We start from the raw sequence: 24,624 nt of genomic DNA, 5'->3' as shown, positions 1-24,624 counted from the left end.
CTTAACCTTAAGCAAATATACTATTATCAAAGTTAACTGAGATTAAGAGATAACATCCAATCTTAAAGTATTGAGGAGGAAAAAATGCTTGATATAAAAAGAATAAGAGAAAACTTAGATTGTATAAAAAAAGCAATGGAAAGAAGAGGTGAAAAAGCCTTTAATCTTGATGAAGTAGTTAAGTTAGATGATGAAAGAAGAAAAATTCTTCAAGAAGTTGAGGTTATGAAAAACGAATTAAATACTGCATCTAAAAATATACCAAATCTTATAAAAGAAGGTAAAGATGTAGAAAATGAAAAAATTAAGCTAAAAGAGTTATCTGACAAGATTAAAGTTATAGACCAAAACCTTAAAGATGTAGAGGAAAAAATGGAATACTTGTTAATGAGAATTCCAAATGTACCACATGCAGAAGTACCACAAGGGGAAACCGATGAAGATAATGTTGAGGTGAGAACTTGGGGTAAGACGACTAATTTTGATTTTGAATCTAAAGCTCATTGGGAAATAGGGACTGAGTTAGGTATACTTGATTTTGAAACAGCTGGTAAAATAACTGGTTCAAGATTCACTCTTTATAAGGGATTAGGAGCTAGGTTAGAAAGGGCATTATTAAATTTTTATCTAGATACAAATACAACAGTAAATGGATACACAGAAATTATTCCACCATTTATGGCAAATAGAAATAGTTTTTTGGGTACAGGACAACTACCTAAGTTTGAAGAGGATATGTTCAAAATAGAAGGATTAGATTACTTTTTAATTCCAACATCAGAAGTTCCTTTAACTAATATACATGCTAATGAAATACTTAAATTTGAGCAACTACCAATAAATTATACAGCATATACTCCTTGTTTTAGGTCAGAAGCTGGTTCTGCTGGAAGAGATACAAGAGGTTTGGTAAGACAACATCAATTTAATAAAGTAGAAATGGTAAAAATAGTAGCTCCAGAAGAATCTTACAATGAATTAGAAAACTTAACTAATAATGCTGAGACTATGCTACAATTATTAAATTTACCATATAGAGTAGTAAGAATATGTACAGGTGACTTAGGATTTACAGCTTCTTTTAAATATGATGTAGAAGTTTGGATGCCAAGTTATAACAGATATGTTGAAATTTCATCTTGTTCAAACTGTGAAGATTTTCAAGCCAGAAGAGCTGGAATAAGATTTAAAAGAAACAAAAATTCTAAAGCTGAATATGCACATACATTAAATGGTTCTGGACTGGCTATTGGAAGAAGTGTAGCAGCTATATTGGAAAATTACCAACAAGCAGATGGCTCTGTAATAGTTCCAGAAGTTTTAAGACCATATATGGGTGTTTCTGTTATTAAATAACAATTAAGATATATATTTTTAAATAATAAAGTAAGCTATAAATAATTAAAAAATAATAATTAATATAATAATGTGTACAAACTAATGAATATTGATATAGTATAGCTATCATATGAAAGAGTATGTGCACATTTTTATTTGATAATTTATTTAAGGGTAAATGAATATAAATAATCTATAAACAGAAAGGGTTTTTTTATGAAGATTCAAAATACTGAGTGGGGATATATTGAATGGAAACATACTTATGATGAGAATAACCCAAAACAAGCTATGAATATATATATTGCAGTTACTATGCCAGGTAAAAAACATTTTAATCATGTTCATTATGGTCAAGAACAGATGATATATATTTTAGAAGGAGAAGGGTTATATATTATAAATGGAGTTTGGAAGCCATTTTCGCAAGGTATGATTTTTTACATAGAATCTGGTAGCACACATGAGTCTATAAATACAGGAGATGGACCAATAAAAGAACTTATTGTTTCAAATAATGTAGGAAATATAGGAGAAAGTGAAGTTATAGAAATCAATCCTAATAGTGATTTAAAAAAGACCTTAATAAATTATAGTGAAAGTACTTTAAATTTATATGCAGCAGTAGAATCAATTCGTGGTCAGTTTATTGATCCATTTAAAATTCCACTGATTATATATGATGATTCTTGGAACATAGTTTTAAAAAATCCATATTTTCCATTATTTTGTTTTGAAAAGTGTAACCCTATGAAGTTTCCTAAAAATTGCGATTGTATGAATCAAAAAAGTAGCAATCAATTCATATGTAAGTATGGGATAACTATATATAATATTCCAATATTATACAAGAACAATAGTATTGGAGTTATTCGAGGAGGATATGTATTGTTATCTGATTTAAATCTAGATACTACTCATAGTAATTTATATGATATTCCAGAAGGTGCTGCTAGAAGCATAAAAAGATTATTAAAGCAAATATCTAAAAACATAATAAATTTTTGTTCATTTAATGATATAAGAAAAGATTTACAAGAGAAAGAACAAACTATTGCAAGAACATATCACTATGGAGAACAACTTGAAATGAATCTAAAGGTAGCACAGGATACGGTTACTAATTTGAGAATAAATCATCATTTTTTATTTAATACTTTAAATTCAATGGCAAGTATAGCACTTGATGATGGTTGCTATGATTTATATAGTGCAATAATAGATTTGTCTAAAATGTTTAGATATACAATGAGGTCGGATTTAAGGTTTGTAGAATTAGAAGCTGAAATATTATATATTAAAAATTATTTAAATTTGCAAAAGTTACGTTATGGTAATGCATTAAAAGTTGAATATGTTATTCCAAAAGAGTTATATAAGATTTCTGTACCTTTCAATTTTATTCAACCTATTGTAGAGAATGCTTTTACACATGGTTTTAGAGATATTGATAAAGAAAAGCAAATTAAAATAGTTGCAAGTGTAGATTGTCAGTATGCTGTTATAAAAATCTGTAATAATGGAACTATTTTGGATGAAGGTACTATTGAAAAAGTGAAAACAGGTATTCATAGTAATAATGGTCATGGTCTATCTTTAATATATACAAAGTTCACATCTGCTTATGGAAGTGATTTTGAGATGAATATTAAATCAAATAGTAAAGAAGGTACTTATATAATTATTAAAATCCCTCTTGAAAATGAATAAAGAATATGTATAAAACTTAGATAAAATTAATAAGTTTTATCAGTATAAAGAAATATATTAGATGTTTCTATATTATTTTTTACATCTTACTTTTTTTTACATCATTAAGCTAAAAGGGAGGAATTCTCATGAGAAGAGCACTAATAATAGATGATGAAGAAGCTGTTTTAAAAATAATAACACATTTTATAGAGATGAAAGATATGCCAATAGAAATTGTTGGGAGAGCAACTTCTGGTGACGAAGCAGTAGAAAAGATAATTAGTTTAGAGCCAGATATAGTATTTATAGACATTCAGATGCCGATATATAATGGGTTGGAAGTAATAGAAAGAACATCTCACATATCTAAAAAAATAAAATTTGTGGTAATAACTGCCTTTGATTATTTTGAATATGCCCAAAAAGCTTTAAGATTAAATGTAAAAGATATACTTCTTAAACCACTAGACTTGAAGGAGTTTACTAGGTCTGTAGAAAAGATTATTGGTTATCAGTATACTAGCAATGATTTGTTAAATGAAATACTAGAGTATATAAATTTAAATTATAGTGAGGATTTAAAATTAAATGATTGTGCTAAATTATTTTTAACTAATCCATCCAATATATCTAGGATTTTTAAAAGTAATTTGAATACTACCTTTATATCATATTTAAATCATATACGAATAGAAAAATCTATAGAATTGCTTGAAAATACAAAAAAAAGTATAAATGAGATTGCGGAAATAGTTGGATATAACAGTCTAAATAACTTTTATAAGAATTTTAAGATAGAAAAAGGGATGACACCCAAAGTTTATAAATTGAATATTAAAAATTGAAATTGATAAATAAAAAGTCAATATAGATAATTGTTTGAAAATGTCTGGATAAGTATACTTTAATTAATAACAAAAATTAAAGCGCTTTAAACATATTTAATAACATTGAACCTTATAAAAGATGTACCTATATATATAAAAAAATATATATAAATAAAAATTAAAAAATATACAAAATAAAAAAAGTGAATTAAATATTATTATAAAAAGACAGAATATTCATTTAAATTCGCTGTAAATTTATATTTGTTAAAGAAGGTAACTTTATAATGGAGGTAAGTTGATATGTCAGACAAAGTAAATATTAAAAATGTTATCTGTATTGCAGGTGCTTATTTAGCAACAGCAATAGGTTCAGGATTTGCGACTGGTCAAGAAATACTCCAATTTTTTGCATCCCAAGGATATATGGGATTGATTGGAGCATTAATATCGATGGTACTATTCTCATTTCTTGGTGTTGAAGTCATAACAAGGGGGAGAGAGTTAAAACTTAAAGAGCCAACAAGAATTTACACTTTTTATTGTGGAAAGATTCTAGGAAAATTTTATGAATGGTTTAGTCCAATATTTTTATTTGGAATTCTGATAGTAATGATTTCAGGTGCTGGTTCAACTTTAACTGAATATTATGGAATAAATCCTTATTTAGGAAGGGTATTAATGTCTATTGCTACACTAATCACAGTATCCATGGGTCTTGAAAAATTAGTAAATATACTTGGGCGCATTGGACCAGTAATAGCAGTATTTACTATTGCAGTTGGATTAATAAGTTTATTTAAGCACTTAGATGGATTACCTGTTGTTGGAGAGGCAATGAAAAATATTGAAGTTACAAAAGCATCAGGAAGCCCAATAGTTTCAGGTGTAATTTACAATACATTAAATATAATTGTAATGATTGTATTTTTAACAGGTATGGGAGCTTCTGTTGAAAATAAAAAAGATGCTTTCTGGGGAGGATTATTAGGTGGTGTAGTTTTTATGACTGCTGGTATAGTTATGTATCTAGCTATGATTTCAGATATAGGTAACCTGTATATGAAAGAGATACCATCCCTTTATCTAGCAGATAATATATCTCCTATTGTAGGTGTATGTTTCTCAGTTGCACTTATATTAGGTATCTATACAACTGCTGTTCCACTTTTATGGTCTGTGACTAATAGAATTGTTGAAGACAAACACCCTAAATTTAAATTAGTTACAACAGTAGTAGCTATTTTGGCTTGTATTGGTGGCTTTTTACCATTTGGTAAGCTAGTAAATATTTTATATCCATACACAGGTTATATGGGACTTTTAATTTTAGTTTGCATGGTATATAGGGCAATTACATGTAGAGAAAAATCAACTCAAAGTCAGGAATAAATATAGTTAGGATAATTGATAGTTGAGAAAATTTCTTATTGTAATACAAATTATAAAAAAGTCAAAATAGTTAAATAAATTGCAAATTTTGATAATATAATTAATTAAAATATTATAGTAGAATATAAATAAAAATTAATTAAATTTATAAAAATAATTAAATTAAGAAGAGGTGTTATTATGTTAAAAACAACAAGAATTTCAGACCCAGAGTTATACGAAATTGTAGCTGGTGAATTGGTTAGACAAGAGCATAATATCGAGATGATAGCTTCTGAAAGTACAGCACCAACAGAAGTACTTGAATTAAGTGGATGTGTATTTACAAATAAAACAGAAGAGGGTTATCCAGGAGCACGTTTCCAAGCAGGTTCTGAAGAAGCAGATAAACTTGAAAATCTAGCAATAAAACGTGCAAAAGAAATATTTGGAGCAGAACATGTAAATGTACAGCCTTACTCAGGTTCTACAGCTAACTATTGTGTATATTCAGCAATATTAAAGCCAAATGATACTGTTTTAAGTATGCGTCTTGACCAAGGGGGACACTTAACACATGGTAGTACAGTAAACTTCTTACATGATATTTATAAATATGAATTTTATGGTGTAGATTCAAATACTGATCGTATAGATTATGATGCTCTTGAAGCGAAGGCAAAAGAGTGTAAACCAAAACTTATAATTGCAGGAGCGAGTTCATATCCAAGATTGATAGATTATGAAAGAATATCAAATGTTGCAAAAGAAGTAGGAGCTTATTTTATGGTAGATATGGCTCATGTTGCAGGTTTGGTGGCAGCAAAAGTAATACCTAGTCCTGTACCTTATGCAGATTTTGTTTCTTCATCTACAACAAAAACTTTCTGTGGACCAAGAAGTGGTATTGTGCTTTGTAAAGCTGAACATGCAAAGAAACTTGATAAAGGTGTTTTCCCAGGAACATTAGGTTCTATACATCTTAACACAGTTGCAGCGAAAACGTTTTCGCTATTGTATTTAGGGACAGATGAGTTTCGTAAAATAATGGAGCAAGTAGTAGTAAATGCTAAAACTTTGGCAGCTGAACTTATTTCTCACGGATTTAGTATAGTAAGTGGTGGAACTGATAATCATATAGTAATGGTTGATTTAAGAAGTAAAAATTTGACAGGAAAGCAGTTTGAAAAGGCTCTTGAATATGTAGGAATAACGGTTAATAAAAATGTTATACCTGATGACCCACAATCACCATTTGTAACTAGTGGCGTTCGTATCGGTCTTACATCAATATCTCAAAGAGGTCTTAAAGAAAAAGAAGTTGTGCAAATAGCAGGAATAATGAATAAGGTAGCAGAAAATATTGATAATAAAGAAGTATTAGATGAATGTAGGGTAGAAGCTCAGGAACTTATAGCTAAATTCCCATTATATCCAGAAGGATATTTTGAAGATTAAGTATATTGATTTATATAGCTCACAACCTATAAAGCCTATAACATAAAACCCAATAATATATAATTATTATAAGGAGATGCCTCAAAATAAAACTTTGAATCATCTCCTTTTTTTGTAGAAAAATAGAAAATGGAATTTCTAAGAACTCCTAATCTATGTAATAATTTAAATGAAAGTTTATTTAAAATCTTAAAAAACTGTGAACCATTGATATAAGAGGAAAATAGGTATGTTATTGCCAACAATGGACAGCAGTATAGTCTATTTAATACTTATGATACACAAATGTAGATCTCATTGTGGAAAGCCGCACTTGTGTGTTATAATGTTGTAAAAAATAAATTTGGAGTAATGCCATGATTGAAAACTACGTTTTGTGTGAAATTGAGGAATTAAAGAGAAAAATACATGAAAACATTAATGTGAACGATGATGTTATTTGTGGGATTTGTGATAAACTGATTTCGATTTCAAAAGAAAGTAAAGATTGGCAAAGTGTGGCTTTTGGACATGTATGGCGTGCCGATTATTATTTCTATGTGGAATCAAATATGAAATGCGTATCAAAAGAGTTGGAGTATGCACAAGAGTATATTAATGAAAAGAATCCAAGTGAATTATTAGAAAAATTTTATGCATTGTGTAGTTTACTTTCTTTAAATTCATATGATAAACAGTCTGCATTTAGATACACTTTAAAAGCATTGGATGTTTCTGAAAGATTAGACATCAGACATCGCATTGGTATAAATTATGGGAATATTAGTGCTTATTATTTGGACTATGAATTATATGATGAAGCACTGTTCTATTTAGATAAATCAATGGAAGTATTGCGTTCTTTGCCAGATACGAAGCCACGTTTTCTGCGAATGCTGTTAATTAATTTCATTAATATATATTTAAAATTAGGTAAGCTTGAATTGATGAAATCAACTATTGAAGAATTGAGTTTACTTCCCTTCGAAGAGAAAGATTTAAAAATATATGTTGATTATGCATATTTGCTTTATTATGCAGAGATACAGAATCAAGAAAAGAGTTTATATTATCTACAGGAAATGCAGAATGATGGACTTATGACTTTTCCAAATCGTGTTTATCTCATAGAATTTTTGATGAATGCATTAGAAGCAATGATATCTATCAAAAACAAAGTAAAATCAAGTGAATTATTACAATCCTTACAAGAGCTAATAAAAGAAGATGAACCAGAGCCTTTATTGAAATTATGTAAATTGAATATTAAGTATTCACAGAAATTTGAGACAAAAAAAGAATTATATTACCATTACCACGAGTATTATGATTTATATTTAAAAGCACAGAATCAAGTAAATCTATTAAAAGTAGAAGGTTTACGTGCAAAAATTGAATTGAATGACACTTATACTAAGTATACTCAATCAAAAAAAGTATTAGAAGAATTATATGACCTTGTAAATTATGATGAATTGACTAATGTATACAATCGTTATTATTTTAATATTAAGCAAGATGAAATTCTCAATAGTAATAGATATACTAATATTGGTCTTGCAATATTTGATATTGATTACTTTAAAGAATACAATGATTATTATGGTCATTTGGAAGGTGATGAAATATTAAAACAAGTAGCAAGTAGCTTGAAAGAAAAGGCAAATGAACAAATGGCAGTCTTTCGCTATGGTGGTGATGAATTTGTTTGTCTTAGCTGGGATTTGAATTTTGAACAAATGGCTGAATATGTTAATCAAGTAAAAGAAGCAATAAAAGAAAAAAGTCTTGAACATATACATTCACGATGTGAAAAAATAATAACATTGTCAATTGGATATGGTAATAAGACAGTTTCAACTAAAGTTGATGTACTTAATTTATTTGATGAAGTAGATAAAGCACTATATGATGTAAAGAATAATGGTAGAAATAATGCTAAATCAATAATTGCTATGGAAGAGGTGCATAATGAATAACTATAATGTAGCACTTGAACAAATTCAATTGCTGATTGATCGAATTCAGTGTCGTTTTGAGCATAATTCTAGGTTTAATAAACACGATTGTGATAGGTTACTAATGATATCAGAACAGTTAAACTACTTCTATGGACAAGCATTGGCTCATGTGTATTTGGCACAATATTTTCAAATGAAATGGGATGTAGATGCTTATAATTTTCATTCAGAGAAGGCAAGAGAAATTGCTGAGAATAAAAATTATTTTGATGTTTTAATTGAATATTTTAAAATAGAGGGCTTGCGAAATGTTACTATTTGTGACGAAATAGCAGCTCTTACTATATATTTAGAAGGAATCCAAATTGCTTATAAAATTAAAGATAAAAAATCATGTGCTATTTTCTATAACAATATTGCTGATATATTTTACACAAGTGGTGTATATAAAATTGCAGAGCAATTCTATACAAAAGCATTAGATGTTATAAAAGATATTCCTATAAAAAGTGTGCTTTTTTATTACAAGTCTATACTTGTGAATCTATTACACCTTTCTTGTGTTCAAGGAGAATTAGATAAAGCCCTGAAGTATCATGAAAAATGTTTAAGCGTAAAATGTGAAGTTGGCATTTTACCTTTATTATTTATGGAAGGAGAAATACGTCTTTTATTATTAGAAAATAAGGAAACAGAAGCGTTACATAAAATAGATAGTTTGATAAATAAGTTGATTAAAAATAAGGAAGAAGCGTTTTTACTGAAATCCATTTATTTATATTTAATGGAATTTTTGCTTTTGTTGAAAAGAGAAGAAGATGCAGCATGGTGCTTAAACCAATTAGACACATTGTATAAAAATACGAATCAAAATATAATGATACAAATTCAAAAATTACATGTTCAATATTCAATTCTATTTGGGCATGAAACTGATGAACTTTATGAAACTTTTTATGAAACCATATTAAAAGGAGAAATGGACAGTAAGATATCAATGGGCGAAAGCTTCAAAAGTCTTCTTTCTCTCTATGAAAGAGAAAAAGAACAGAATCTTATGTTGGAAAAGCAAGTTAGTCTACAAACAGTAGCAGATATAGATGAACTTACAAAAATTTATAATCGAAGATACTGTAGTAAACTTATAAGTAAATTAATCCAAGATGATGAGGTTTTATCCATTGGATATGTTATGGTTGATATCGATTTTTTCAAAGAATATAATGATTACTATGGTCATTTAAAAGGTGATGAGGCAATAAAAGAAGTTACTACTTTATTAAAGAAGAACTTACCAAACAATGCTTTTGCTGCACGATATGGAGGAGATGAATTCACCTGTATATTTGTTGATAGAAGTGATGATGAAATTATTACATTTGTTGAATCAGTTCAAAAAGAGCTGAGAGACAAAAATATTGTACATTTAAAAAGTAAAAATTCCAAACAGCTCACTTTATCTTTTGGGATATATAATGAGATACATATGCATGGTTGTGATGAATTAACTCTTATTAAAAATGCTGATTTAGCCTTATACCAATCCAAAAATAAGGGAAGAAATGTATATACAATTTATAAACAAAGGAGCCAATCGTAATGGAAACGGAAAATAATAGCACCTTAAAGCGTGATATGTATGATACTTCATATATTTTGGAAAAATATTGTAAGATAAAAGGTAGTGATGAAAGATATGCTTTAATACACTTGAACATTAAAAATTTTCGCTATTTTAATACAAAGTATGGAAGTAAAGCAGGTGATGAAATCCTGACATTGGTTTTTCAAAAAATAACCACATTTTTAGAAGAAAATGAGTACGCTGCATATTTATATGCGGATAACTTTGCTTTTTTAGTAAGGTGTGATGATTCTAACTATCTTATATATGAACGATTGATACCACTAATTGACATATTATATCGTATAGATGATGAGCGGATTTATAGAAATCTTTTTATGTCTATGGGTATTTATGTGATTATTAACCCAGAAGTCTCATTTTATGATGCACTAAATTATGCGAATTTGTGTAGGAAAGAAAGTGAAGCTTTACTTAATAGAAGTTCTTGTATAGAACTTTATGGTGATTCTTTTTATAATAGTTATATGGACCGTATGAAACTGGAAATAGAGACAGCAGATGCATATAAAGGTTATGAATTTGTCACGTACTTACAGCCCAAAATCAGTCTAATAAATGGAAAGGTTATAGGTGCAGAGGCATTACTTCGTTGGTTTGATAAAGATGGAAACAGCATCCCATTATATAAATTTCTGCCTATTTTAAACCAAAATGGCTACATTAAATTAATTGATATTGATACTTTTGAACAAATGTGTCAGTACTTGGATACAAGAATAAAAAACAATCAGAAAGTTGTGCCAATTAGTTTTAATATTTCAAAGTCACATTTTTATGACCCAGGGATTGTTCAAAATTACATTGATGTGTTTGAAAAATATGATATTCCGAAGCACTATATTGAAATTGAATTTATGGAATCAATTTCTTTAAATGATACTGAACGTTTAAAAAAAGTAGTATCTGATTTCAAAGAATATGGGTTTACATGTTCACTAGATGATTTTGGAGATGGTTATTCTTCTTTTAATGTATTACTTAATGCTCATTTTGATATTATCAAGATGGACCGTCAGTTTTTTTTAAATAACTTAAATGGCAATAGTAGTTTAGTAATAAAGACTATTATAGATTTAATTCATTCTTTAAATATGAAAGTAATTGCTGAAGGCGTAGAATCTAAAGAACATATAGAGTCTTTAAAAGAGTATAGATGTGATATGGTTCAAGGTTATTATTATTATAAACCTATGTCAATTGATTCATTTAATATGATATTGGATGTGCAGGATGATTGTTAGGAATTATATGAATTAATTATTTAGAGGGAGAAAAATATGAGATACAAAAAAATTATAACATTATTAGTAGTAGCTATACTTGCACTAAATTTGGTGGCATGTTCCACACCTACTCAAGGAGATGCAACAAAAGGCTCAGTTTTTCAGGGGACTCAAGGAAAAGAAATGGTAACGTTAAATGTTACATCTGAGCCAACAGAATTGAATCCAATGAGAATGAGTGATACTATTGCACAAAGTATTCTCTATCATTGCATGGCTGGATTCACAAAGTTGAATGAGAAGGATGAGCCAGTAGCTGATTTAGCAGAACGTTGGGATATAAATGATGCGAACACTATTTATACAATGCATCTAAGAAAGGATGCAAAATGGTCAAATGGAGACCCAGTAACCGCGAATGATTTTTACTATTCCTGGGTGACACAGATGACGCCTTCTACTGGAAGTATATTTGCTTCGTATATATACAAGAATATTAAAAATGGAGAAGCATTTTATAAGGGTGAGATTGACGAATCACAACTTGGGTTAAAAGTATTAGATGATTATACATTAGAAATTCAATGGTCTCATCCAATGACTAATGGCTTGTTTTATTTGTCACAGCCATATTTTTTGCCAATAAATAAAAAGGCTTATAAGGCAATTGGTGATAAACAGTACGCTAAAGAGGCAGATAAAATGGTAACAAATGGTGCATATAAAATAACAGAATGGGTTCATGATGACCATATTACAATGGAGAAGGCTGAAGAATATTATAATGCATCAGAAATTAATATTCCTAAAGTTAAGTTGGTTATGATAGGAGATGCAGATACAAGTTTGAATGCATTTACTGCTGGAGAAATTGACCTTTGTAACCTATATAACGAACAAATTAAACTCGTGAGAGACAAAAGTAAAGATACTATTCAATCCTATATAGATGGAGGATCTTGGTATTTAAGCTTTAATACACAAAATGAGTATCTTTCTAACATAAACCTAAGAAAAGCACTTGCCTATTCTATTGATGTACAAAGTCTACTTAATAATGTAATTAATGATGGTTCTATAGCAGCCAATGGTCTTGTACCAGGTGTTATAAAAGGTGTTGATGGTAAAAGTTATGCAGAAAAACGTGGTAGCTTATTTAAGTATGACAAAGATAAGGCAAGGGAATTCCTTGATAAGGCACTTCAAGAACTTGGGATAGAAAAGAAAGATATTAAACTTGTATTTTGGACATCAGATACAACATATAATCAGAATCAGGCTGCCTACTTGCAACAACAATGGAAAGAAAATCTTGGACTGGATGTAGAACTGAAATCTACAGCAGTCAAAGCTTTGTCTGAAGCAAAAAGAAATGGTGATTATAGTTTTGCAGTGGATGCTTGGGGTCCTTCTGAGAATGATGCAATTACATTTTTGGAGAACTATACAACAGAAAATATGAACAATTATGGAAAGTATTCCAATCCAAAGTATGATAAGTTGATTGAGGATTCAACTCATGAGAGTGATTCTAAAAAGCGTCAAGAGATACTGATACAGGCAGAAAAAATTCTAATGGATGATATGGTTATAGGACCGATGTATTTTACATGTACTACTTATGCAGTTTCTGACAAACTAGTTGGTCTAGTACGTACACCATTTCAATTCTTTAACGTTTTAAATGCACATATTAAGTAAATAAAAAACATGACAGGAGCAGACAAGATGTCTTTACAAATGAGGTATATCGCTAAGCGACTTATTTATGCGGTACTTACTGTATGGGTTTTGATTTCCATTACATTTTTACTGATGCAGATGCTTCCAGGAGACCCTTTTTCTGGACTTAAGGTAATTAATTCTGAGATAAAAGCTTCTTTAGCCACAAAATATGGTCTAGATAAACCTGTATTAGAGCAGTACAGAATATATGTGAATAATTTGATACATGGAGATTTTGGTTCTTCAATTGTTTCTGGTCGTCAAGTCACAGATATTATAGCCCAGGCATTCCCAGTTTCTTTAGAACTGGGAATACGGGCTTTGATTTTTGCAATCATTTTGGGATTTTTGTCAGGTATTATAGCTGCTTTGAAGCATAGGACAAAGTGGGACACATTGATGATGATTTTGGTGCTTCTTGGGGTGTCTGTTCCATCATTTATTATTGGTGCTTTGTTGCAGTATTTTTTTGGAATTGTGTTGTTTCAATTTACTGGTATCCATTTTTTTGCAATTATAGGATGGGGGAGTGAAAATAGCAAGATTTTACCTGCATTTGCGCTAGCTTTTGGCTCTATGGCAAGTATTGGAAGATTAATGCGCTCTAGTATGCTTGATGTACTTGGGCAGGATTATATTCGTACAGCAAAAGTGAAAGGAATCAAGAAAAAAGATATTATCCTTCATCATTGTCTACGCAATGCATTAATGCCAGTGATAACAGTTCTTGGTCCTATGACAGCAGTTCTGTTGACTGGGACATTTGCTGTAGAATATGTATTTTCTATTCCAGGTCTTGGAAAATACTTTGTGGACTCAGTACAGGCCAATGACTATCCAGTGATTATAGGAACAACATTATTTTTTGGTATGTTTCTTGTGTTGTGTAATCTAATCGTGGATATTTTGAACAGCTGTATAGACCCTCGCGTGAGATTAGGAGGTGAGGAAAATAGATAGTAGTAAAAGAGTACTTGTTCATGAAGATTTTTCATCTATTGATGGCTGTAATTCAGATATGACTAATAACGAACAGGTGTATCCCTCTATGAGTTTTGCAAGGGAGACCATATCCATACTACGCCACAATAAAATTGCAGTAGTATCATTTATAATGATACTTATTCTTATGATAGGTTCAGTATTTTTTCCAATATTTTGTAATTTTGATTTTTCATCTCAGAATGTGGCATATGCAAATAACCCCTTTTTTAGTAAAGATATAAGTAGTGGTTTTACTCATATCTTTGGTACAGATAATCTTGGGCGTGATATTTTTGTACGTATCTGGTATGGGACACGAGTATCACTTCTAGTAGCAGGGGTGGTAGCTATCATAGACTGCATAGTAGGAGTAGTATATGGTAGTATTTCTGGATATATAGGTGGTATGGTTGACAATGTAATGATGCGTACATTGGAAATCATTAGTGGAATTCCATACCTTGTTGTTGTTCTTTTACTTATGGCAGTGCTTCCACAGGGAATTGGAACTTTGATTATTGCCTATACCCTTGTAGGATGGACTAGTATGGCACGATTGGTAAGAGGACAGGTGGTTTCTCTTATGGGGAGAGAATTTATAATTGCTGCAAAAATTATGGGAGCAAGTATGGGACGGATTATTTTCTTACACTTAATTCCTAATATGTTAGGTATTATAATTGTACACATGACATTGAGCATTCCAGGAATTATATTTACAGAAGCATTCTTATCAATGTTGGGAATGGGAGTTCCACCACCATATCCATCATTGGGAATTATGGCAAATGAAGGTGTTGCTGTTTTTCAGACTTATCCAGCAAGGCTTGTAGTGCCAGGATTATTTATTTGTCTGATAATGCTTTCTTTCAATCTCTTGGGAGACCAACTTCAAGATGCTCTAAATCCTAGATTAAGGAGGTCTGCTTATTATGGACGACATTCTAAGAATTAAGGAATTAAATGTATCTTTTGATATGTACGAAGGAACAGTAAATGCAGTTCGAGGTGTATCGCTTTCCATGAACAGTGGCGAGATTCTTGCTTTAGTGGGTGAAAGTGGTTGTGGTAAAAGTGTAATGGCACAGTCAATTTTGCAACTAAATCCTTCACCACCAGCTAAAATTATGGCTGAGGAATTGAAACTTCTAAATTTTGATATTTTGAATGCATCAGAAAAAGAGATGGAACGAATAAGAGGTACTTTAGCAAGTATGATTTTTCAAGACCCTTTGACCTGTTTGAATCCTACAATGAAAATAGGTAAGCAGATTACAGAGTCACTATATAGAAAAGAGAAAATGTCATCATCTGATTGTAAGAAAGAGGCAGTTAGATTACTTGAAATGGTACAGATACCAAATGCTGAACTACAAGCAGAACAGTACCCTCATCAATTTTCAGGAGGTATGCAACAACGTGTAATGATTGCTATGGCTTTGTCATGCAACCCTAAACTACTTATTGCAGACGAACCAACAACAGCTCTTGATGTTACTACACAACTGCAAATCTTGAAATTGATTGCTAAAATTAGAAAAGAGATGGGAACAGCTGTACTTTTGATTACTCATGATTTTGGTGTTGTAGCAAACTTGGCAGACCGTGTAGCAGTGATGTATGCTGGAAAAATTGTGGAAGAAAGTGGTGTGAAAGAACTTTTTAATAGAGCAACACACCCATATACACAGGCACTGTTAAGAACACTTCCTACATCAGGTGGTATAGGGGAACGCATATCTATATTGGGAAGTCCACCAAACTTATCTGATTTGCCAGTCGGTTGTTCTTTTTCAAAGAGGTGTCCATATTGTATGAAGATTTGTTTGAGAGAAGAGCCACCTTTATTTGAGGTTTCAAATAGTCACAGTGCTTCTTGTTGGCGTCTGCATGAAAGTTTTCCAAAGGAGGAATTGGATGATGGAAAAATTACTTGAATTAAATAATGTATCCAAGAGCTTCCCTCTAGGAAGAAAGCGCAAAAATATTGCTGTCAATCATGTGAACCTAACTATTTATAAAGGTGAAACTCTAGGGCTTGTTGGAGAATCTGGTTGTGGAAAATCAACTCTTGCAAGAGTTATTATGGGTGTATATCCATCAAGCGAAGGTGAAATATTATTTCAAGGCAAAAAGTTAGAACTACATAGACAAAGTAGAAGAAAGGCATTTGCACAACATACACAAATGATATTTCAGGACCCATATATGTCTTTAGACCCACATATGACAGTAGAATCTATTATTGCAGAAAATTTGAAGGTTCATGGGATGTTGGATAAAAATACAAGAACACAAAAAGTATATGAATTGTTAGAAATGACTGGGCTTTTGAGAGAACACGCAGGACGTTTCCCACATGAGTTTTCAGGAGGGCAAAGACAAAGAATTAGTATTGCACGTGCACTCGTGGTTCAGCCAGATTTTATTATATGTGATGAACCAGTGTCAGCACTGGATAATTCTATTCAGAGTCAGATTATAAATCTTTTATATAAGTTAAAGATGGAGTTTGGTCTTACTTATCTATTTATTTCACATGACTTAAGCATGGTACGTTATATTTCTGATAGGATTGCTGTGATGTATGCTGGTAGAATCGTGGAAATTGGAAATGCTGAGGCGGTTTACAATACACCTTTACATCCATATACACAGATGCTTTTGCGTGCAGTTTTGACTCCAAATCCGAATAGCAGAAATATACTACATGAAGAAGTAGATGTACAAGACGAAGTCAAAATTTTTTCGAATTCTGAAAAAGGATGTCCTTTTGTGGAGCGTTGTCCAGTATCAGCAGAATATTGTAGAAAAGAAATGCCTGAATTATTTGAACATAAACAGAATCATCTAGTTGCTTGCTATATGGCAAGTGAAGGATTTAGCTATTATAAAAAGTAATTTTTTAGTGTAATGATAAATTAATTTTATTTAAAATACATATGCTTTACCTCTTGTACTCAAATTTCTTAAATATTAAAATCTAGAATATTAATTAAAAAAGAAGTAGTAAAAAATAACTTATAAAAATTCAACAGAGGAGTTGAACTTAAAATTTGATTAGAAAAAAATCAATTTTGAGACAACTCCTTATTTTTTTTGAAAAGTAATATACAAGCTATCATAAGCATATAATTCTCTATAGATAATTAACAAGGGGGATAAAGTTATGAGGTATTATAATAAACCTACCAAAGAAGTCTTAAAATACTTAAAGACAAATCCAGAAGTTGGACTTGCTGATAATGAGGTAGAAGAGAGGAAGCTTAGATATGGATTAAATGAATTTACGATAAAAGAAGGACGAACATTTTGGGACGAGTTGGGGGAAAGTCTGACAGAACCTATGATATTAATTCTTATAGGAGCAGCAGTAATAAGCTCATTTGTGGGAGAATTGCATGATGCATTAGGTATTTTAGGAGCTATCTTTATTGGTATTTCCATAGGTATAATAACTGAAGGGAAATCTAAAAAAGCTGCTCATGCTCTATCAAAATTAACAGAGAATATAGAGGTAAAGGTACTTAGAAATGGAAAGATAGTTAAAATATCAAAAAATGATTTAGTACCAGGAGATATTGTATATATAGAAACAGGAGATATGATACCAGCAGATGGAAGGCTTATACAATCTATAAATCTAAAGCTTAGAGAAGATATGTTAACAGGCGAATCTGATGATGTAGCTAAAAATGCTTATGCTATATTAGATATGGAGGTAGTTTATTCTAAAACAGAAATAATTGAACAAGATACAATACCCGCAAAACAAATCAATATGGTATTTGGGGGAACTCTTGTAGCATATGGTAGAGGGATAATGGTTGTTACTCATATTGGTGATAAGACAGAGATGGGTAAGATAGCACAGAACTTATCAAATGATGACCAGCAAACTCCACTTCAAATTAAATTAGGTAAGTTAGGTGCTAAAATAGCAGGTATATCAGGTGTAATAGCTACATTATTATGTATGTTTATGATTATACAAATGCAAAGAAGAGGTATGCTAATTTTGGATACAAGCAGTATTTTATCTTTTTTACAATCATTAGAGCCTGCTAAAAATGCATATATGGTTTGTATTGCTTTAATAGTTGCAACAGTACCAGAAGGTTTACCAACTATGATAAATATTACTTTAGCCATAACAATGCAAAAGATGGCAAAGATAAATGCATTAGTAACAAAGAAAGAAGCCTGTGAAACTATAGGTTCTGTCTCTGTAATATGTTCTGATAAGACAGGTACTTTGACACAAAATAAGATGATGGTAGAAGTAGCATATGTTGATGGTAAGTATATAAGTAGTGGAGAATATCAAAGTAATAGTTATTTTGAACAAAACTGTATAGTGAATTCAACAGCTGATATAGAAAAGGAAGACAATTCATTTAAATATATTGGAAGTGCAACAGAGTGTGCATTACTTTTATATCATAACGATAAAAATTATAATGAAATGAGAAAACAAACTTATTTAATATCACAAATCCCCTTTAGTTCAGAAGAAAAGAAAATGTCAACATTAATTCGTCAAGAGGATTCAGATATACTACTTTCAAAAGGAGCTCCAGAAGTATTATTAAAGAAATGTTCTTATGTACAACAAGGAAAAAGTATTGTCCCAATAACTCCTAAAATAGAAAAAGGTATTCTCGATGAAATTAAAAAACTACAAATTAAATCTATGAGAACATTGGGGTTTGCTTATAAAAAGATGACTAAATCTAGAACAGAAGTTGCAATAACTTCAGAAGGAGAATTGAATTTAATCGGAAATCCAAGAGGGTATGAGAAGGAAGAAAATTTAGTATTTAGTGGCTTTGTAGGAATAGTAGACCCATTGAGAGCAGGTGTTAAAGAGTCTATTGATAAGGCATTTAATGCAGGTGTAGATGTAAAAATGCTTACAGGGGATAATATCAATACAGCAACTGCTATTGGAGATGAATTAGGATTATTAAATGATGGTAAAAAGGCAGTTGAAGCAACCTATATAGATGTACTGACAGATGAAGAGTTAAGAGAAGAAATAAAAGGAATATCTATTGTCGCAAGAAGTAAACCAGATACAAAGATGAGAATAGTTTCTGCACTTCAAAAAAGTGGTGAGGTTGTAGCCGTAACAGGTGATGGTATAAATGATGCTCCAGCTCTTAGTCAAGCAGATGTTGGTATCGCTATGGGAATCTCAGGTACAGAAGTATCTAAAAATGCAGCAGATATAATATTGACTGATGATAGTTTTAGTACAATAGTAGAGGGAATAAAATGGGGAAGAGGTATTTATGAAAACTTCCAAAGATTTATACAGTTCCAGCTTACTGTAAATATAGTAGCATTTATAATTGCTATAATATCTCAACTTACTGGTAAAGATATGCCATTTACTACGATACAATTATTATGGGTAAATATAATAATGGATGGTCCTCCAGCTCTTGCATTAGGATTAGAACCTGTTAGAGATTATGTATTGAAAAGAAAGCCAATAAATAGACATTCTGGAATAATAGCTAGGTCTATGTCTGTGAATATTATTATAAATGCTATACTTATGATTACAATTGTATTTACACAATCAGCTTTTAATATATTGGGAGCAACTCCAGAAGAACAAGGTACGGTTATATTTTCATTATTTGCATTCAGTGCTCTTTTTAATGCATTAAATTGTAGAGAATTTGGATTAAACAGTACAATACCAAATCTATTTAAAAATAAATTAGCATTACAAGTAATAGTTGTGACAGGGGTGATTCAAATAATATTTACCCAAGTATTCCAAAGTTTCTTCAATTCAGTGTCACTAGGGTTTGATATGTGGATAAAGATAATATTATTCGCATCGACTATTCTATTGTCAAATGAATTTGTAAAATTACTTCTTAGAACAATAACAAATAGTAAGAAAGTAAATCTTAATAATAAAAATTAGATTATAAAATTTCGCAAAATCGTATTAATACTACGCTTTTGCGGTTTTATTTGTTTTTGTGTAAGTGATTTCAAAATACTATTTATCACTTTTTTGTATGGTACATTATTATACTTAAAAAGATGATTGACCATTAAAATATGGTATTTAGCAAAATATTCGTGAGATTTAAAGATTATTATTGCTACTAATTTACTGCCATTAAATGAGTCCTGATATGATGTAAAGAGTCTTGAAGATATAAACTGATAAACAACATAATTTTAAAAGTATTTGATATGAAATAATGATATATAATCTTTTAATGGTAAAGAGTTTCTTTACCAATGTCGCAATATTTATTTTGTCTGATATAATGGTTAAAGAACATTAACGAAACATATTGAGGAGAACTAAAAGAGTAAAAATACAAATAAAAAGTATATCTGAGTATTTAAGTAAGTTAAAAATATGTATGGGTTTAAAAATAGGAATTTTATAAAGGAGTTGCTAAAATTATGATTGTATATTTTTCTGGGACTGGTAATAGTGAATATGTAGCAAAAAGAATGGGTAAAGAGCTTCAGAATGAAGTATTGAATATATTTGAAAAAATTCGAACTAGGGATTATTCTCATTTAGCATCTGAAAGACCATGGGTTATCGTTGTACCAACTTATGCATGGCGTATTCCACGTATTGTGCATGAATGGTTGATGAAAACAGAACTTAGTGGAAATAAGAATATTTATTTTGTAATGACCTGTGGGGCTGATATTGGCAATTCAGGCACATACTTGAAGAAATTGTGTAAAGCAAAAGGGATGAATTACAGAGGATGTGCTTCTGTAGTCATGCCAGAAAACTATATTGCGCTTTTTAGTACACCAAGTAAAGAAGAAGCTCTAGTAACGATTGAACAAGCTGAGCAGAAAATATCATCTACAATACAATGTATTAGAACTGATATAGCATTCCCAGAATCGAAAGCAACATTTAAGGCTAAATTCAGTAGTGGATTGGTCAATAATATATTTTATCCAGTATTTGTTCATTCTAAAAAATTTTATGTGACAGATGCTTGTGTTTCTTGTAAGAAATGTGAAAATGTATGTCCACTTGGAAATATACACCTTAATGATGGAAAGCCAAACTGGGGAAATCATTGCACTCATTGCATGGCTTGTATATGTCGATGTCCAAAAGAAGCTATTGAATATGGCGAACATAGCAAGGGGATGGCACGTTATATTTGCCCAAAGGAAATCTAAAAATAAATGACTTAAATTAATCCTGATGTATTTTGATGAGGGTGCTTTAAAAGCAATCATTATATAACATAGATTTTATTTAATGGAGTATTAATTTAAAAGACAGTTGATAAATAGTCAGCTGTCTTTTTTTAATCAATTAAATTAATTAGTCATCATAATTAAATTATAATGAAACTTGTATTATAGATGTTTTTCAATTTTACTTTGTTCAATTACACGTTTACCTAATAAGGTAATTGCCTGTTTTGGGCAATTATTAACACAGCGATAACACATAGTACATTGATTTCCTGGTATAGCAACACCATTTTTCACAACAATATTTTTCAAGCAACATAGGCTTGCACATTTTCCACAGCCAATACATTTATCAGCACTTATTTTTAATTTGTCTGAATAGTATTTTGTTTTATTAATAAAATATAACCTTTGTCCAAATAAACCTGCTATATGATGAAAAATTCCGATTCCATCTTGTGGTGGAGTTCCATCTTGTATTTTTCTTACAGCATGCTTTATTTTTTGCTCTGCATTTGTTATGAGTTTCTTGTTGCTTTCTAAAGTCTTTTTTAATGCCTTTTCATCAGCAATGCTATCAGGCATTTTTAAATGTAAACCTCCAATAGTGACTGCACCATATTTTTTAAGCAAACGAGCTAAGATACCTGCTCCATCTCCACTGAATAACCCCATTGTTGTAATAATAAAAACTCGCTTGTCTTTCCATAAATTTTGATGATTGATTATAAAGTCCTTTAATATTTTAGGTATGTTGCTGTATTGTGTAGGATAGCTAAATACAATATCTTTATGCTGACTAATTTGATGTAACAATTGCTTATCTTCAATAGAAAATGCTTTTGATGTCATATCATATTCCTGCAAAAACTTTTCTATACAATATTTTGAATTGCCTGTTCCACTGAAATATATTCCTAGCATAATTTTTCTCCAAATCTTAATTTATTGACTTATTTGTTTTATTCTACCATGAGTATATTTAAAAGTCATTTTTTTATGTTTTGAATAGATATTTGAGCAAAAGTTATGTGAATTAATTTTGATATGTAGAAAATAGAGCATTTTTTATTGATTTAAAAATGTTGTTAATAAAGAATTTTTTATTTTACTTAGATATAAATTAATATAAAAAATCTGTTATAAATATGTTGGTTTGATTATAAATAAGATATTTCTATGCTACTTAATAAATAAAAGTTGTCAATTAAGATGCATATAAATAACTAGTATTATGAAAAATATAATAGAGAATTTGTTTGTGATATTATTTTATATTTATATGAGTAGGAAGTGACTATAGGTTATAATAGTAGAAAGCTTAATAAGTGAATGTTAAGGAATAAATGCAATTAATAAAAATTTAAAAATTTTATCTAAAGGGATATATAGAAAGGAAAATATTTATGAAGTTTAAAAGGTGGGTCAGTATAATTTTATCTATAATAGTTATAAGTGCTCTTCTTGTGGGTTGCACAAATAAATCTAATTCGGATACAGTATCAAATGAAAAAATATCATATGAAATAAATTCAACAAAAAATAGCAATAATAAGGTTGAAACTAATAAATTTAATTTAGGAACATCAGAAATGGTTATAAGAGGTAAATCTATACCATTTAATATGGAAGGAATAATATCAGTACCTGAAAATATAAAAGAAAAAGCACCTGTAGTATTAATCTTTCATGGACAACATGGAGATGGAGAAAATGATTTTGAAGATGGATTTAAATATCTTACTGAGGCTTTGGCAAAAAATGGTATAATAGGAGTATCTATTGATACCTCAGTAAATTATACTTTTAAGTATGGAGAACCAGTGGAAAATGAAAGAATAACTTATTTAGCTCAAACATATATACAAACTTTTAAAGACATAAACGAAGGTAAGAAAAATGGATTTGGGTTATACCTCAAAGATAAAGTTGATTTAAATAGAATTGGTCTTATAGGACATTCTGTAGCAGGTTCAGGGGTAATTAAAATAGCAGAAGACCAAATACAAAAAGGATTCAAAGGGATAAAAGGAATTATATCACTTACACCAGCGTATAATAGTCCGATAGAAAAGTTTCCTGATATACCAACAGCAATAATAGTTTCAGAGTATGATGGAGATGTTGTTCATAGTGGAGATGATATTTTTTATGATATATCTTTAGATAAAAATAGAAAAAGCCCACTGGGTCTAACTTATCTAGTGGGAGGAAATCATAATGCATACAACTCAGTTTTAGGAGAAAAAGAGTTTTCTAAGCCACAGACTACTAATGGAACTTATCCTGAGAAATTAGGACAAGAAGAACATAGAGATTTTTTCTCTAATTATGCAGTTGACTATATGAAATCTATTTTTGAGTTTGATAGTAGTGAATCACCTATCTTCAATAAAAAAGGATTGCCTTATAAAATGTATGGATATCAGACTTTAAATAAAGTTAAATATAGTGAATCTGTAGAATTATTCAATAAAAAGACATTTAAAAATATAAGTTCAAGTAATGTTGATATAAAAGAATTGGTTGAATCAGAGAGATTGAATAAAGATACTGCAAAAATATTTATCAATACTGGAGTGAATGAAGATTTAGACTTGTTACAAGTTGATTGGAAATCTGAAAGTGGAAAAATAGAACTACCTTTAAATAATAATAACTTAGGAGCTTATTCTGCACTAAAGTTTAGATGGGCATTAAACTCTCCTAGTAAATTAAATAATAAAGATAATGTAGTTTCTTTCAAACTTAGCTTAGTTGATTCTAAGGGAAAAGAAAGCAGTATCATTGTAGAAAATGATAAAGTATCTGCTATGAAGTATTTTGAAGGAGAAGTTATAAAAGATGAATATGTAGAAGGGAAGTTTATGGAATTCTGGTCAAGATATACTCCAATAAGTGATACAGTAATACCACTTGAAAAATTTAGAAATATAAATTTATCTAATATAAAGAATGTTACAATTGAATTTGAAAGTCCAGAAACTGGTTCAATTATGTTAAATAAAATAGTTGGTATAAAATAATAAAAGTGGTTCTAGATAAAAGTATAAAGTATCTAGAACCAATTTTATTAGACATTATTAATTTTAGTCAGAGATATAAAACTACTTCATATTAACTATAAGAAAAGAAAATTAAGAATATTTTACTGACATAGAACAAGTTTAAAGAATTTTATATCTAAATTGTGTTATCATGAG

17 protein-coding genes are annotated in these 24,624 nt (G+C 29.9%); 16 read left to right on the top strand and 1 reads right to left on the bottom strand.

Translation table 11 applies throughout. The features are described 5' to 3' along the window. Positions 1-84: 84 nt before the first annotated feature. The 15 genes from serS to IC214_RS04240 all read left to right on the top strand — a co-directional run bounded on the left by serS (position 85) and on the right by IC214_RS04240 (position 21,400). Positions 85-1,356 carry a serine--tRNA ligase gene (gene serS / locus IC214_RS04310; RefSeq protein WP_227866285.1) on the top strand — a complete coding sequence of 424 codons (1,272 nt, stop codon included), beginning with the start codon at positions 85-87 and terminating at the stop codon, positions 1,354-1,356. Positions 1,357-1,554: 198 nt separating this feature from the next. Continuing rightward, positions 1,555-3,048, top strand: a complete 1,494-nt coding sequence (locus tag IC214_RS04305; RefSeq protein WP_227434382.1) for a histidine kinase — start codon at positions 1,555-1,557, stop codon at positions 3,046-3,048. 128 nt (positions 3,049-3,176) lie between these two features. Beyond that, positions 3,177-3,875, top strand: coding sequence for a response regulator transcription factor (locus IC214_RS04300; protein WP_227434383.1), 699 nt, complete (start codon positions 3,177-3,179; stop codon positions 3,873-3,875). Positions 3,876-4,160: 285 nt separating this feature from the next. Beyond that, positions 4,161-5,249: a hypothetical protein gene (locus IC214_RS04295; protein WP_227434384.1), complete on the top strand. Its 1,089-nt coding sequence runs from the start codon at positions 4,161-4,163 to the stop codon at positions 5,247-5,249. 180 nt (positions 5,250-5,429) lie between these two features. Then, the gene (gene glyA, locus IC214_RS04290) at positions 5,430-6,686 is read left to right on the top strand and encodes a serine hydroxymethyltransferase (RefSeq protein ID WP_227866284.1); all 1,257 of its coding nucleotides are present in this window, start codon (positions 5,430-5,432) and stop codon (positions 6,684-6,686) included. Between the two features lie 356 nt (positions 6,687-7,042). After that, entirely contained in the window at positions 7,043-8,644 is a 1,602-nt protein-coding gene (locus IC214_RS04285) for a GGDEF domain-containing protein (RefSeq protein ID WP_227434386.1), read from the top strand. After that, a complete protein-coding gene (locus IC214_RS04280) occupies positions 8,637-10,226 on the top strand; it encodes a GGDEF domain-containing protein (RefSeq protein WP_227824330.1) in 1,590 nt (529 codons plus the stop codon). The genes IC214_RS04285 and IC214_RS04280 overlap by 8 nt, the downstream gene beginning before the upstream one ends. Further along, positions 10,226-11,515 (top strand): GGDEF domain-containing phosphodiesterase, encoded by a 1,290-nt coding sequence (locus IC214_RS04275; RefSeq protein ID WP_227866283.1) that lies wholly within the window; start codon positions 10,226-10,228, stop codon positions 11,513-11,515. Before IC214_RS04280 ends, IC214_RS04275 begins: the two co-directional genes overlap by 1 nt. Positions 11,516-11,551: 36 nt before the next feature. Next, entirely contained in the window at positions 11,552-13,198 is a 1,647-nt protein-coding gene (locus IC214_RS04270; protein ID WP_227866282.1) for a peptide ABC transporter substrate-binding protein, read from the top strand. Between the two features lie 27 nt (positions 13,199-13,225). After that, entirely contained in the window at positions 13,226-14,182 is a 957-nt protein-coding gene (locus tag IC214_RS04265; protein WP_227835223.1) for an ABC transporter permease, read from the top strand. Next, positions 14,166-15,161 (top strand): ABC transporter permease, encoded by a 996-nt coding sequence (locus IC214_RS04260; protein WP_227866281.1) that lies wholly within the window; start codon positions 14,166-14,168, stop codon positions 15,159-15,161. The genes IC214_RS04265 and IC214_RS04260 overlap by 17 nt, the downstream gene beginning before the upstream one ends. Next, entirely contained in the window at positions 15,139-16,143 is a 1,005-nt protein-coding gene (locus IC214_RS04255) for an ABC transporter ATP-binding protein (protein ID WP_227866280.1), read from the top strand. Before IC214_RS04260 ends, IC214_RS04255 begins: the two co-directional genes overlap by 23 nt. Further along, positions 16,127-17,107 carry an ABC transporter ATP-binding protein gene (locus IC214_RS04250; protein WP_227866278.1) on the top strand — a complete coding sequence of 327 codons (981 nt, stop codon included), beginning with the start codon at positions 16,127-16,129 and terminating at the stop codon, positions 17,105-17,107. Before IC214_RS04255 ends, IC214_RS04250 begins: the two co-directional genes overlap by 17 nt. A 268-nt stretch (positions 17,108-17,375) precedes the next feature. Continuing rightward, positions 17,376-20,150 carry a calcium-translocating P-type ATPase, PMCA-type gene (locus IC214_RS04245; RefSeq protein WP_227866277.1) on the top strand — a complete coding sequence of 925 codons (2,775 nt, stop codon included), beginning with the start codon at positions 17,376-17,378 and terminating at the stop codon, positions 20,148-20,150. Between the two features lie 497 nt (positions 20,151-20,647). Continuing rightward, the gene (locus tag IC214_RS04240; RefSeq protein ID WP_227835225.1) at positions 20,648-21,400 is read left to right on the top strand and encodes an EFR1 family ferrodoxin; all 753 of its coding nucleotides are present in this window, start codon (positions 20,648-20,650) and stop codon (positions 21,398-21,400) included. 183 nt (positions 21,401-21,583) lie between these two features. Here the strand turns inward: IC214_RS04240 and IC214_RS04235 are convergent, their stop codons facing one another. After that, the gene (locus IC214_RS04235) at positions 21,584-22,345 is read right to left on the bottom strand and encodes an EFR1 family ferrodoxin (RefSeq protein ID WP_227866272.1); all 762 of its coding nucleotides are present in this window, start codon (positions 22,343-22,345) and stop codon (positions 21,584-21,586) included. Between the two features lie 482 nt (positions 22,346-22,827). Between IC214_RS04235 and IC214_RS04230 the strand changes: the two genes are divergently transcribed. Further along, a complete protein-coding gene (locus IC214_RS04230) occupies positions 22,828-24,447 on the top strand; it encodes a hypothetical protein (protein ID WP_227835689.1) in 1,620 nt (539 codons plus the stop codon). Positions 24,448-24,624 lie beyond the last annotated feature (177 nt).

The organism is Clostridioides sp. ES-S-0190-01, assembly GCF_020658275.1.
In the GTDB taxonomy this organism is placed as follows: domain Bacteria; phylum Bacillota; class Clostridia; order Peptostreptococcales; family Peptostreptococcaceae; genus Clostridioides.
Note: the sequence above shows the minus strand (reverse complement) of the source record. Positions and strands in the feature narration are given on the sequence as shown.